The organism is Mycobacterium sp., assembly GCF_052145595.1.
Classification (GTDB): domain Bacteria; phylum Actinomycetota; class Actinomycetes; order Mycobacteriales; family Mycobacteriaceae; genus Mycobacterium.
The window spans coordinates 1-12,027 of sequence record NZ_JBKQOI010000088.1 but is presented as its reverse complement, the minus strand read 5'-3'; the positions used below and the strand labels follow the sequence as shown (position 1 = coordinate 12,027).

The window sequence follows — 12,027 nt, the reverse complement described above, 5'->3', positions numbered from 1 at the left end:
TGATGATGCAAAGATGTATACGAACAACCGAAGGGAACGGAACAGTGCCTGAGATCAACTCCGACATCAAAATCTTGGCGTTAGTGGGCAGCCTGCGTGCGGCGTCGATCAACCGCAAGATCGCCGAGCTGGCGGCGGCTGTCTCTCCGGACGGCGTCACCGTCACGATTTTTGAAGGGCTGGGAGAGCTGCCGTTCTACAACGAGGAGATCGACCCGGCGGTAGACGATGACGTGCAGCTTGTGCCTGCCCCGGTGGCCGCGTTACGCGCCGCCGCGGCTGACGCGGATGCCGCGCTGGTGGTCACCCCGGAATACAACGGCAGCATTCCGGCGGTCATGAAGAACGCGATCGACTGGCTGTCTCGCCCCTTCGGCAACGGCTCGTTGAAGGGCAAGCCGCTGGCGGTCGTCGGCGGGTCCTTTGGCCAGTACGGCGGGGTGTGGGCGCACGACGAGACCCGTAAGTCGTTCGGAATCGCCGGCGCCCGGGTGGTCGAGTCGATCAAACTGTCGGTGCCGTTCAAAACCCTGGAAGGCAAGGCTCCCGCGGAGGACGCCGAACTCTCGGCGAACGTGCGTGACGTTGTCGGCAAGCTCGCCGCCGAGGTCGGCTGAATTCGGGCCGAAATCGGCTGAAATTGGCGCAAGCCAACAAGCCGATTGCCGCCGACCAGCGAGGTTGCGGAAAGGGACTGGCAGAAGCCACCAGCCTCGCCCGGCGGCTTTGCTGGTGGCGGGCAGGCGAGAGGAACGCGCCGACTCTGTCGGTGGCCGGTGATATACCGATGCGCATGGGCACCTTCCGCGGGTTTGTGATCTGCGACACGCCGGGCGCGTGTCCAAATTTGTTCAACACAGCGCTTACGACCAGGGAATTTCAGAATTGTTATTCAGAACATCTTGTAGCTCGACATCTTGTCAGCCACTAGGTGTAGTGTTTCGAACACCGGCAGATCCCAGGATTACTAGGCCAGCCGGGCCTGGTGAACCTCCCGGCCTCGCTGGCGTCAGGCCATTCGGCCCGGCCGCCGCAACGACGGGAATCTGGGGGCTTGGCGGGCCGCTGAACACAGCGAACACGTAGTACCGAAGTAGTTGCCAGTCCGTTACAGGTTCCAGCTTCCGCAAAGGAGCGGCATTCCATGAGCATCACCGTTTACACCAAGCCGGCATGCGTGCAGTGCAGCGCCACCTACAAGGCTCTGGACAAGCAGGGCATCGCCTACGAGAAGGTCGATATCACGCTGGACTCCGAGGCGCGCGACTACGTGATGGCGCTGGGTTACCTACAGGCCCCCGTGGTGGTGGCGGGTAACGACCACTGGTCGGGTTTCCGGCCGGACCGCATCAAGGCGCTCGCCGGCGCCGCGTTGACTGCGTAGCAGGCGAACGAGAGGTAAGGAGGTTGCGGTGCTGTCGCGCAACCTGGTCTATTTCTCCAGCGTGTCGGAGAACACCCACCGCTTCGTGCAGAAGCTGGATGTTCCCGCCACGCGGATACCGCTGCATGGCCGCATCGAGGTCGACCAGCCGTACGTGCTGATACTGCCTACATATGGCGGGGGCCGTGCCACCCCGGATCTCAACGCCGGTGGCTATGTCCCCAAGCAGGTCATCTCGTTTTTGAACAACGAGCACAATCGGTCGTTGATCCGCGGCGTCATCGCCGCGGGCAACAACAACTTCGGCGCGGAATTCGCCTATGCGGGCGACGTGATCTCCCGCAAGTGTGGCGTTCCATACCTTTACCGCTTCGAACTGATGGGAACCCCGGACGACGTGGATGCCGTCCGCGCGGGCCTGGCTGAATTCTGGAAGGAACAGACGTGCCACCAACCGTCACTGCAGAGCCTGTAACCTCCGGCGCGCACGCGCTACCCGGCGAAACGGATTACCACGCTCTCAACGCGATGCTGAATCTGTATGACGCGGACGGCAAGATCCAGTTCGACAAGGACGCGCTGGCCGCGCGCCAGTACTTCCTGCAGCACGTCAACCAGAACACCGTCTTCTTCCACAATCAGGACGAGAAACTCGACTATCTCATCCGCGAGAACTACTACGAGCGTGAGGTTTTAGACCAGTACTCGCGCAACTTCGTCAAGGCGCTGATGGATCGCGCCTACGCCAAGAAGTTCCGGTTCCCGACGTTCCTTGGCGCGTTCAAGTACTACACGTCGTACACCTTGAAGACCTTCGACGGGAAGCGTTACCTGGAACGCTTCGAGGACCGGGTGTGCATGGTCGCCCTCACCTTGGCCGCCGGCGACACCGCGCTGGCCGAGAAGCTCGTCGACGAGATCATCGACGGGCGGTTCCAGCCGGCCACCCCGACGTTCTTGAACTCGGGCAAGAAGCAGCGCGGCGAACCGGTGAGCTGCTTTTTGCTGCGCATCGAGGACAACATGGAGTCCATTGGGCGATCGATCAACTCCGCGCTGCAGCTGTCCAAGCGCGGCGGGGGGGTTGCGTTGCTGCTGAGCAACATTCGCGAGCACGGTGCACCGATCAAGAATATCGAGAACCAGTCCTCGGGCGTCATCCCGATCATGAAGCTGCTGGAGGATTCCTTCTCCTATGCCAATCAGCTCGGGGCGCGCCAAGGGGCCGGCGCGGTGTACCTGCATGCCCATCACCCCGACATCTACCGCTTCCTGGACACCAAGCGGGAGAACGCCGACGAGAAGATCCGGATCAAGACGCTGAGCTTGGGCGTGGTGATTCCCGACATCACCTTCGAGCTGGCCAAGAAGAACGAGGACATGTACCTGTTCTCGCCGTACGACGTCGAACGGGTCTACGGGGTGCCGTTCGCCGACATCTCGGTGACCGAGAAGTACTACGAGATGGTCGACGACGCCCGCATCCGCAAGACCAAGATCAAGGCGCGGGAGTTCTTCCAGACGCTGGCCGAGTTGCAGTTCGAGTCCGGCTACCCGTACATCATGTTCGAGGACACCGTGAACCGGGCCAATCCCATCGAGGGCAAGATCACCCACTCGAACCTGTGCTCGGAGATCCTGCAGGTGTCCACGCCGTCGTTGTTCAACGAGGACCTGACTTATGCCAAAGTGGGCAAAGACATTTCGTGCAACCTGGGCTCGTTGAACATCGCCAGGACGATGGACTCGCCGGACTTCGCCCAGACGATCGAGGTGGCGATTCGTGCGCTGACCGCGGTGAGTGACCAGACGCACATCTGGTCGGTGCCCTCGATCGAGCAGGGCAACAACGATTCCCACGCGATCGGGCTTGGGCAGATGAACCTGCACGGCTACCTGGCGCGCGAGGGCATCTTCTACGGTTCCGAGGAAGGCATCGACTTCACCAACATCTACTTCTACGCGGTGCTGTATCACGCGCTGCGGGCCTCGAACCGCATCGCGATCGAACGCGGCACCCACTTCGCCGGTTTCGAGCGGTCCAAGTACGCGTCGGGGGAGTTCTTCGACAAATACACCGACCAGGTGTGGGAGCCGAAGACCGAGAAGGTGCGTCAGCTCTTCGCCGATGCAGAGATCCGCATCCCCACCCAGGACGATTGGCGACGGCTGAAGGAATCGGTGCAGGCGCACGGCATCTACAACCAGAATTTGCAGGCGGTGCCGCCGACCGGGTCGATCTCCTACATCAACCATTCGACGTCGTCGATCCACCCCATCGTGTCGAAGGTCGAAATCCGCAAGGAAGGCAAGATCGGACGGGTCTACTATCCGGCGCCCTACATGACCAACGACAACCTGGAGTACTACCAGGACGCCTACGAGATCGGTTACGAGAAGATCATCGACACCTACGCCGCGGCGACCCAGCACGTAGACCAGGGGCTTTCGCTGACGTTGTTCTTCAAGGACACGGCGACGACCCGCGACGTGAACAAGGCGCAGATCTACGCCTGGCGCAAGGGGATCAAGACGCTGTACTACATCCGGCTGCGGCAGATGGCGCTGGAGGGCACCGAGGTCGAGGGCTGCGTCTCCTGCATGCTGTGACTCCTCCGAGTGGGAATTTGACGACGGCTTCACGGCGTGTCGCGTCGTGAGATTCACGCTCAGCGAGGCGGAGAATGACCGGTCTGCCCAGGTCAGCAAATGCTGCGCGGTAAGGTGCTTGACGTGGTGAGAATTCCCCGACCCCACCCCAGCGTAAAGCCCGGGGCGAAGGTCGACGCGCGCAGCGAACGTTGGCGTGAACACCGCAAGAAGGTGCGCGGTGAAATAGTCGAGGCTGCGTTCCGCGCTATCGACCGCCTGGGACCCGAGCTGAGTGTGCGGGAAATTGCCGAAGAGGCCGGCACCGCCAAGCCCAAGATCTACCGGCACTTCCATGACAAGTCCGATCTGTTCCAGGCGATCGGGGAGCGACTGCGCGACATGCTGTGGGCGGCCATTTTCCCGTCCGTCGACTTGAAAACCGACTCCGCTCGCGAGGTCGTCCGGCGCAGCGTCGAGGAGTACGTCACCCTCGTCGACAAGCACCCCAACGTGCTGCGGGTTTTCATTCAGGGCCGCTCGGCGGCCACCCCCCAGTCGTCCATCCGGATCCTCAACGAAGGCCGCGAGATCACGTTGGCCATGGCCGACATGTTCGACAACGAGCTGCGGGAGATGGAGCTGGACCACGCGGCGATCGAACTGGCCGGACATGCCGCCTTCGGATCGGCCGCATCGGCCACCGAGTGGTGGTTGGGCCCCGACCCCGACAGCCCGCGACGCATGCCGCGCGAGCAATTCATCGCCCACCTGACGACCATCATGATGGGGGTCATCGGCGGCACGGCCGAGGCACTCGGCATCACGATGGATCCTGACCGGCCGATCCACAGCGTGGTGCCCAGCCACCCCGCCGCCAGCTGAGCAACCGCGACGTTGACATCCCAGCGGGCATCGATAACACTCGTCTTACCCGATACCAGGGGTACTGGGTATTTGTGACAGCCGGGCGCGACGGCCAACGCCGCGCCGGCTGGCGCCTGAGCTGATCTGAAACAGAAAGACCACACATGACCAACGCCATGACCAAACCAGCGCCCGCAGCGCACAAGCCGGTGCACACCCGCGCCGTCATCATCGGGACCGGATTCTCCGGGCTGGGGATGGCCATTGCGCTGCAAAAACAAGGCGTGGACTTCGTCATCCTGGAGAAGGCCGACGACGTCGGCGGCACATGGCGGGACAACAGCTACCCCGGCTGCGCGTGCGACATCCCGTCGCACCTGTACTCGTTCTCGTTCGAGCCCAAGCCGGACTGGAAAAACCCGTTCTCCTATCAGCCCGAGATCTGGGACTACCTCAAGGGAGTCACCGAGAAATACGGGCTGCGCCGTTACATCGAGTTCAATTCCCTGGTCGATCGCGGCCACTGGGACGAGGACGAGAACCGATGGCATGTGTTCACCACGGATGGTCGCGAATACGTTGCCCAGTTCCTGATCTCGGGGGCCGGCGCGTTGCATATCCCGTCCATCCCTGACTTCGAAGGTCGCGACGAATTCGCGGGTCCCGCTTTCCATTCCGCGGAGTGGGACCACGACGTCGACCTGACCGGCAAGCGGGTGGCAATCATCGGGACTGGCGCCAGCGCGATCCAGATCGTGCCCGAGATTGTCGGGCAAGTCGCCGAACTTCAGCTCTACCAACGCACCCCGCCGTGGGTGGTGCCGCGCTCCAACCCCGAGCTTCCGCCGGCGCTGCGTCAGGCCATGGAGAACGTCCCCGGATTGCGGGCGTTGGTGCGCCTCGGTATCTACTGGGCGCAGGAGGCGCTGGCGTTCGGCATGACCAAGCGGCCGGACGCGCTGAAGTTCATCGAGGCCTACGCCAAATACAACATTCACCGCTCGGTGAAAGATCGCGAGCTGCGCCGCAAGCTGACGCCTAAGTACCGCATTGGTTGCAAGCGAATCCTGAACTCCTCCACCTATTACGGTGCGGTCGCCGATCCGAAGACCGAACTGATCACGGACGGCATCACCCGCATCACGCGCGACGGGATCGTCACCGCCGACGGCACCGAACGGAAGGCGGACGTGATCGTCTACGGCACCGGCTTCCACGTCACCGACTCCTACACCTACGTTCAGATCAAGGGGCGGCACGGAGAAGACCTGGTCGACCGGTGGAACCGCGAAGGTATCGGCGCGCATCGCGGTATCACCGTCGCCGACGTGCCCAACCTGTTTTTCCTGCTAGGACCCAACACCGGGCTGGGGCACAACTCCGTGGTGTTCATGATCGAATCGCAGATCCACTACGTCGCCGACGCGATAGCGAAATGCGACAAGTTCGGCGCGCAGGCGCTGGCCCCGACCCGTGCCGCGCAGGACAGCTTCAACGATGAGCTGCAAGCCAAGCTGGCCAACTCGGTGTGGAACACCGGCGGCTGTGCCAGTTGGTATCTCGACGAGCATGGCAAGAACACCGTGCTGTGGGGTGGCTACACCTGGCAGTACTGGATGGCGACGCGGTCGGTCAAACCCGAGGAGTACCAGTTCTTTGGGGTCGGCAAGCCCAAGCGCGCTCCGGTTGAAGTCGGCGCTACGACCAGCGTTCCAGGAGCCTGACGAAGGCGTCCGCGGCCGCATCCACCGCGGCGTCGTCGTCGGTGGCCACCAGATCCAGCAGTAGGCCACGGGTGACGGCCAGCCCGAGCCGTGCCATCGCGCCGTCGTATGCAACGCCGGCGGTGGCCGCCTCGACCTCGTGCAGCCAGCCGTCGACGGCGCCGGGAATCATCCGCGTGAACGGGTTTTCGCCTTGGGCCGCGCGCGAGTAGCACTCGAAGAAGAGGCGTTCCAACTGGCGCAGTTCGGGGCGACGAAGGTCGGCCCACATCGCTGCGAAGCCTTCGGCCGGATTCATCGGCAGATTGGGGACGAGAGCCATCTGGCGGCGCTCGGCCTCCTCGACGATCGCGATCAGCAGGTCTTCTCGAGAACCAAAGTGATGCAACAGCATCCGGTGGCTGGTACCGACGGCCGCGGCGACGTCGCGCAGCGAGCGGTCCCCGATGCCGCCCGCGGCGAACTCGTCGAAGAGTGCGTCAAGCAGTTGCCGGCGCCGCGCGAGGTCAGGTGTGCGGGCCATCGGCGCGGCTGAGTTGCTCAGACCGGGCCTTGAGGCCTTGTGCCTCCAGCGCGAGGAAGCGCTTGGTCTTCTTGACTGTCAGCCGCCCGACCAGCGCGCCGAGTACACCGCGCTGGTCGAGTTGCTGGCGCACCAGGGTGCGGTCGCCGGGTTGGGTGACGTCGTGGCGAGCGCTCACCAGCACGCCGGGGGAGCGGTGCACCCACGTCCAGGACGCACCGGGGTCGATCTCGGTGACCTTCCAGACCAGCTTCTGCAAGCCGGGTTGCTTGATCGCGAACCGTTTGCCGACGGCAAGGGCGGGTCCGTCCAGCCCGACCAGGGAAGTCACGGAAGCGGTCCACTCGGGCCAGCGCTCGACGTCACTGAAGACATCCCATACGAGCTGCGGCGGTGCGTCTATCTCGATGCTGTCCTCGTTAAACATGTACCAAATGGTACATCAAGCGTCGGGTTTTGCCTACGCCTATCCGACGCGCGCGTTGAGATGCTTGAGGGCCGCCTCGGCGCCGTTCCATCCGGGGATACCGGTTACCCCCGGACCGGGGTGGGTGCACTGGCCGCACAGGTAGAGCCCGTCGACGGGCGTCGCGAACTTGTCCTCGCCCTCGACGACACGACCGGTCCACAACTGGTTGGGCTGCAGCAGGCCGTGCGAGTAGTCACCGGCGTGTGCGCTGAAGGTGCTGCCGAAGTACCGGTTGGAGAACACCACGCGGTTGGTGACGGAGTCGGCGAACCCGGGCGCGTACTTGTCGAAGATCTGCACGCAAGTGTCGGCGTATTGCTCTTTCCAGCTTCGGTTTTCGTCGGCGTCCAGTCCGGTGGGGAAGTACGGGGTGAAAATCGTTGCGCTGTGCTTGCCTTCGGGCGCCAACGACGAGTCGACCATGCTGGGTATGTACAGATAGGTGGGCGGGGCGTCGGGAAGCTGTCCCTTGCGGTATTGCTCCCACGCGTCGCTGATGTATTCCGGCGACGGCGCGTAGGCAACCGTGGGACACCACTGCCCGTTGTCGTGCATGAATGGCTGCAGCCGGTCGATCCATTGGGGCGCTTGGTCAATCGTCAGATGGGCCTGGATGTATCCCAGGTTGAAGTTGATTTCCTTGATCTTCCGGATGTAGTCGGGCGGAAAGTTCTGCGGGCCGGCCAGATTCACGAATGTGGTGTATGGGTCGAGTGAGGAGAGCACGGCGTCGGCCGAAATCGTTGTGCCGTCGCGGAGTTGGACCCCGGTGGCGCGCCCGTCGGTGACCAGGATTTGCTTGACGTGCTGCTTCATCTGCACCTCGGCGCCCAACGATTCGGCGCGCCGGCACAGCGCTGTGCTCAGCGAGCCGATGCCACCGCGCGGCATGATGTATTCGACGTTGCCGCCGCCAATCAGGTAGTGGTAGAGCGTCGACGCATTCGAGCCCGGGGTCCAGGGGCCGCCATCGAAAGCGTCGATGGACATCGCCGCCAGCGAGCCCTGGATGCACCGGCCCTGGTCCGGCGCCAAGAAACGGCGGACCGTGTCCATGGTGCTGCCGTACCACATCTGGGCGAAGTCGTGACGGTCCGCCGGCGTTGGCTGCGCGGCGATCACCTCGATGATGTCCGGCGGAGGACCGAACGCCGAGTCAACGAAATAGGGCGCGAACCGGCCGATGTGCGCGAACAACCCGCCGAGTGCCGTCGCGACCTCCGGTCCGTGGTCCTCGAAGAGGTGACGGCCCATGCGTTCGAGGTCGTTGTACATCACGAACGGGGTGTCCTCGGCGGCGCCGAACGTGCACGTCGACATCCACTGATCCATCAGTTCGAAGCCCCACTTGGTCAGCTCCAGGCGATCGGTCATCTCCTGCCGCCAGATCAGCACCGCCCATGCACCGACGCTGTGCTTGTATCCGTCGAAGAGTTCGCGGGTCGCGGCCATCCCGCCGAGGAAGTGCGCCCGTTCCAGGACAAGGACTTTCGCGCCGCCCTTGGCCAGCACGTTCGCGGCGACCAGACCGTTGTGGCCTGCCCCGATGATGATCGCGTCATAGTCCGCCATGCTGACTCCTCCGGTGATCCCTCGACTGAACGCACAATGTCACACCTGACATATTTGCGTCAATGGTGACATTTGGTGTGTGCTGGCACCGTGGAATCTCGTAGCCGGCGCACGCGTCAGGCGTTGCAACAGGCGGCGATGAAGCGTTTCGTCGCCGACGGCGTGCACCAGACCAGCGTTGCCGACATCGCCGCCGATGTCGGGGTCACGGAACGAACGTTTTACCGGCACTTCCCGTCCAAACACGCGGTGATCTTCGCCGACTACGACATCGGCTTCGAGTGGTTCGCCCGCGCGCTGGCATTGCGCCCGCACGGGGAACCCATCACTGTGTCGGTGCGTAAGGCCGTGGACGCGTTCCCATTTGACTTCCGGATGGTCCGTGAAGCCGCCACCATCCGGTCGCGCGACCTCGACCAGGACATCATCACCAGCCACATTCGGCGGATGCGCGATCAGGTTGCCGACGTGATCCAGCGCTTCATCCATCAACGATCCCGGCCCACCGCCGACGGCGCCATGATCGCCGACATCGCGGCGGACAGCCTGGCCACCGCGGTTTTCGTGTCGCTGGAAACATGGATGAGCAAGGGCGGCGAGGATATCGACGAACTGAGTCGCCTCACCGACATCGCGCTGAGCGCCCTCGAGGACGGCCTCACGCACACGCTGCGGGACGCCGGACTGGACTGACCGCATCCGGGTGCGCGACACGCAGACACAAGTTCTGGTGTTGCGTCGGCTTGTCGGACACCAGGGGTAGTGTTTGTGGCCTAGGTAACTATAGGCAAACCGGCAGGTGAAGTGGGGTTCTGGTGTCCGAAGGAATGAAGCTGATCGACCGCGTCTCGGCGATCAACTGGAACCGGCTGCAAGACGACAAAGATGCCGAGGTCTGGGACCGGCTGACCGGGAACTTCTGGCTGCCCGAGAAGGTCCCGGTGTCCAACGACCTGCCGTCGTGGGGAACGCTGACGGCCAACGAAAAGCAGCTCACGATGCGCGTGTTCACCGGGCTAACCCTGCTGGACACCATCCAGGGAACGGTCGGGGCGGTCAGCCTGATTCCGGACGCGCTTACCCCGCACGAAGAGGCCGTCTACACCAACATCGCGTTCATGGAGTCGGTGCACGCCAAGAGCTACAGCTCGATCTTCTCCACGCTGTGCTCGACGGCCGAGATCGACGACGCCTTCCGCTGGTCGGAGGAGAACGTCAACCTGCAGCGCAAAGCCGAGATCGTGATGCAGTACTACCGCGGCGACGAACCGCTGAAGCGCAAGGTCGCCTCCACGCTGCTGGAGAGCTTCCTCTTCTACTCCGGCTTCTATCTGCCGATGTACTGGTCGAGCCGGGCCAAGCTGACCAACACCGCCGACATGATCCGGCTGATCATCCGCGACGAAGCCGTGCACGGCTACTACATCGGCTACAAGTTTCAGCGTGGCCTGGCGCTGGTCGACGACGCCAAGCGGCAAAAGTTGAAGGACTACACCTACGAACTGCTCTTCGAGCTCTATGACAACGAGGTGGAGTACACCCAGGACCTCTACGACGCGGTCGGGCTGACCGAAGACGTCAAGAAGTTCTTGCGCTACAACGCAAATAAGGCGTTGATGAACCTGGGCTACGAGGCGCTGTTCCCGCGCGACGAGACCGACGTGAACCCGGCGATCCTGTCCGCGCTCTCGCCCAACGCCGACGAGAACCACGACTTCTTCTCCGGCTCCGGGTCGTCCTACGTGATCGGCAAGGCCGTCAACACCGAAGACGAGGACTGGGACTTCTAAACCGCAGGTCACGGGCCTAACGGTCGGTCAGGCCATTGGACAGCGGCCTTCAGTCGGTCGGCTGGACCGCCGTGAGAGCGCCCCGTGGCCACCCCGTGGACACATTTTGGACACAATCGCGCGAGCGGGCCTGATCCAACGCGGTCGCCACCGCTTCCAGATCGTCATCGAAAAGGTCGGCGTAGATGTCCAATGTCATCGCTGCGGAAGCGTGCCCGAGCATCTTCTGCACCGCTTTGACGTTCGCTCCGGCCGACACCGCAAGGCTGGCCGCAGTGTGCCGAAGATCATGCGGTGTGACCCGTGGGTCCCGCACTGCACCCCTGCCGTATGTTCCTGGATGGCATGTCTGACCCTCCGGTTGGCATGATCATGGCAGCCAAGGTAGCCGGGACCTCCCAGCCGAGGCAGCCGTATAGGACGCCTGCTCTAGCACCCCAATCATCGCGGCAATTGTTGACCGCAGTCTGACCCTCCCGAAACCGCATTGCCAAGGTCGCCATTTCGCTAGGACGGCCGCATTAGCATCCCCCGCATAAAGGACACCGGGGAAGGCCAAAGATCGCGCAGATCCGCTCGCCCGGGGCAATAACGCATGATGGGCGCCATCGCCTGCATATGCTGCGCATCCCAACCCGGTCACTCCTGCCCCCCAAAAAGCTGGACGCCATCATCCCCTACGACGCCGCGGCGCTGGCGTAGTGGGAGCGGACGCTATGCCTGGCCGCTTTGCCGCTTCGGCTGGCTTCCCCTGAAGGTGCCGACCCCAGGTGTGACGGGCGAGTGTGGCTGTTGCGAGATACCGGACTGGCGGTGTCAAGGGTCAGCCGGTTCGAGCGGTGAGGTCACGATCACCTCTGTGCCGCGTCCGATTTCGGAGTTGATGTTCATCGAGCCGCCCATCGCGTCAGCCCGGACCAGCAGGGATCCCAGCCCGATGTGCCCGTCGGCGACCAATCGGTCGACGATTGCCGGATCGAATCCTGTTCCGTCATCGGCGACCGTTAGCACGATTCTGTGGCCGTCTCGCAACAGTTTGACTTTGACCCTTTTCGCCCGGGCATGCTTGTGGATGTTGGCTAGCAGCTCGCGCGCGGCCCGGTACAGCA

General features: G+C 63.2%; 12 protein-coding genes and 1 pseudogene. 8 read left to right on the top strand and 5 right to left on the bottom strand.

Annotation, left to right across the window (positions count from 1 at the left end; translation table 11 throughout):
- Positions 1 to 5 precede the first annotated feature (5 nt).
- The 6 genes from ACLP4W_RS07315 to ACLP4W_RS07290 all read left to right on the top strand — a co-directional run bounded on the left by ACLP4W_RS07315 (position 6) and on the right by ACLP4W_RS07290 (position 6,564).
- The gene (locus tag ACLP4W_RS07315; protein ID WP_442385474.1) at positions 6 to 617 is read left to right on the top strand and encodes an NAD(P)H-dependent oxidoreductase; all 612 of its coding nucleotides are present in this window, start codon (positions 6 to 8) and stop codon (positions 615 to 617) included.
- 527 nt (positions 618 to 1,144) lie between these two features.
- Complete coding sequence (locus ACLP4W_RS07310; protein ID WP_442385473.1) at positions 1,145 to 1,384, top strand: redoxin NrdH; 240 nt, start codon at positions 1,145 to 1,147, stop codon at positions 1,382 to 1,384.
- 28 nt (positions 1,385 to 1,412) lie between these two features.
- Positions 1,413 to 1,859: a class Ib ribonucleoside-diphosphate reductase assembly flavoprotein NrdI gene (gene nrdI / locus ACLP4W_RS07305; RefSeq protein ID WP_442385472.1), complete on the top strand. Its 447-nt coding sequence runs from the start codon at positions 1,413 to 1,415 to the stop codon at positions 1,857 to 1,859.
- A complete protein-coding gene (nrdE, locus tag ACLP4W_RS07300; protein ID WP_442385471.1) occupies positions 1,829 to 3,994 on the top strand; it encodes a class 1b ribonucleoside-diphosphate reductase subunit alpha in 2,166 nt (721 codons plus the stop codon). Before nrdI ends, nrdE begins: the two co-directional genes overlap by 31 nt.
- A gap of 123 nt (positions 3,995 to 4,117) precedes the next feature.
- On the top strand, positions 4,118 to 4,858 hold the full coding sequence (locus ACLP4W_RS07295) for a TetR/AcrR family transcriptional regulator (RefSeq protein ID WP_442385491.1): 741 nt from the start codon (positions 4,118 to 4,120) through the stop codon (positions 4,856 to 4,858).
- Positions 4,859 to 5,016: 158 nt separating this feature from the next.
- Complete coding sequence (locus ACLP4W_RS07290; protein ID WP_442385470.1) at positions 5,017 to 6,564, top strand: flavin-containing monooxygenase; 1,548 nt, start codon at positions 5,017 to 5,019, stop codon at positions 6,562 to 6,564.
- Here ACLP4W_RS07290 and ACLP4W_RS07285 read toward each other — a convergent pair.
- From ACLP4W_RS07285 to ACLP4W_RS07275, 3 genes are read right to left on the bottom strand one after another with little or no spacing between them, the layout of a single operon-like run.
- On the bottom strand, positions 6,539 to 7,087 hold the full coding sequence (locus tag ACLP4W_RS07285; RefSeq protein WP_442385469.1) for a TetR/AcrR family transcriptional regulator: 549 nt from the start codon (positions 7,085 to 7,087) through the stop codon (positions 6,539 to 6,541). The two genes, ACLP4W_RS07290 and ACLP4W_RS07285, sit on opposite strands and share 26 nt — an antisense overlap.
- Positions 7,071 to 7,514 (bottom strand): SRPBCC family protein, encoded by a 444-nt coding sequence (locus ACLP4W_RS07280; RefSeq protein ID WP_442385468.1) that lies wholly within the window; start codon positions 7,512 to 7,514, stop codon positions 7,071 to 7,073. Before ACLP4W_RS07280 ends, ACLP4W_RS07285 begins: the two co-directional genes overlap by 17 nt.
- 39 nt (positions 7,515 to 7,553) lie before the next feature.
- A complete protein-coding gene (locus ACLP4W_RS07275) occupies positions 7,554 to 9,128 on the bottom strand; it encodes a phytoene desaturase family protein (protein WP_442385467.1) in 1,575 nt (524 codons plus the stop codon).
- Between the two features lie 90 nt (positions 9,129 to 9,218).
- Here ACLP4W_RS07275 and ACLP4W_RS07270 point away from each other — a divergent pair, with 90 nt between their 5' ends.
- The gene (locus ACLP4W_RS07270) at positions 9,219 to 9,821 is read left to right on the top strand and encodes a TetR/AcrR family transcriptional regulator (protein WP_442385466.1); all 603 of its coding nucleotides are present in this window, start codon (positions 9,219 to 9,221) and stop codon (positions 9,819 to 9,821) included.
- Positions 9,822 to 9,955: 134 nt separating this feature from the next.
- The gene (gene nrdF / locus ACLP4W_RS07265; RefSeq protein WP_442385490.1) at positions 9,956 to 10,918 is read left to right on the top strand and encodes a class 1b ribonucleoside-diphosphate reductase subunit beta; all 963 of its coding nucleotides are present in this window, start codon (positions 9,956 to 9,958) and stop codon (positions 10,916 to 10,918) included.
- 49 nt (positions 10,919 to 10,967) lie between these two features.
- Here the strand turns inward: nrdF and ACLP4W_RS07260 are convergent.
- Both ACLP4W_RS07260 and ACLP4W_RS07255 read right to left on the bottom strand, forming a co-directional pair.
- Positions 10,968 to 11,225: pseudogene (locus tag ACLP4W_RS07260) on the bottom strand (tyrosine-type recombinase/integrase); the annotation flags it as partial.
- 509 nt (positions 11,226 to 11,734) lie between these two features.
- The coding region (locus ACLP4W_RS07255) for a sensor histidine kinase (RefSeq protein ID WP_442385465.1) at positions 11,735 to 12,027 on the bottom strand (293 nt) is incomplete at its 5' end.

Excerpts from the sequence above, each read along its gene's own strand:
- ACLP4W_RS07315 (WP_442385474.1), top strand. The coding sequence starts at position 6 with ATGCAAAGATGTATACGAACAACCGAAGGGAACGGAACAGTGCCTGAG.
- ACLP4W_RS07310 (WP_442385473.1), top strand. The coding sequence starts at position 1,145 with ATGAGCATCACCGTTTACACCAAGCCGGCATGCGTGCAGTGCAGCGCC.
- ACLP4W_RS07290 (WP_442385470.1), top strand. The coding sequence starts at position 5,017 with ATGACCAAACCAGCGCCCGCAGCGCACAAGCCGGTGCACACCCGCGCC.
- ACLP4W_RS07285 (WP_442385469.1), bottom strand. The coding sequence starts at position 7,087 with ATGGCCCGCACACCTGACCTCGCGCGGCGCCGGCAACTGCTTGACGCA.
- ACLP4W_RS07280 (WP_442385468.1), bottom strand. The coding sequence starts at position 7,514 with ATGTTTAACGAGGACAGCATCGAGATAGACGCACCGCCGCAGCTCGTA.
- ACLP4W_RS07275 (WP_442385467.1), bottom strand. The coding sequence starts at position 9,128 with ATGGCGGACTATGACGCGATCATCATCGGGGCAGGCCACAACGGTCTG.
- nrdF (WP_442385490.1), top strand. The coding sequence starts at position 9,956 with ATGAAGCTGATCGACCGCGTCTCGGCGATCAACTGGAACCGGCTGCAA.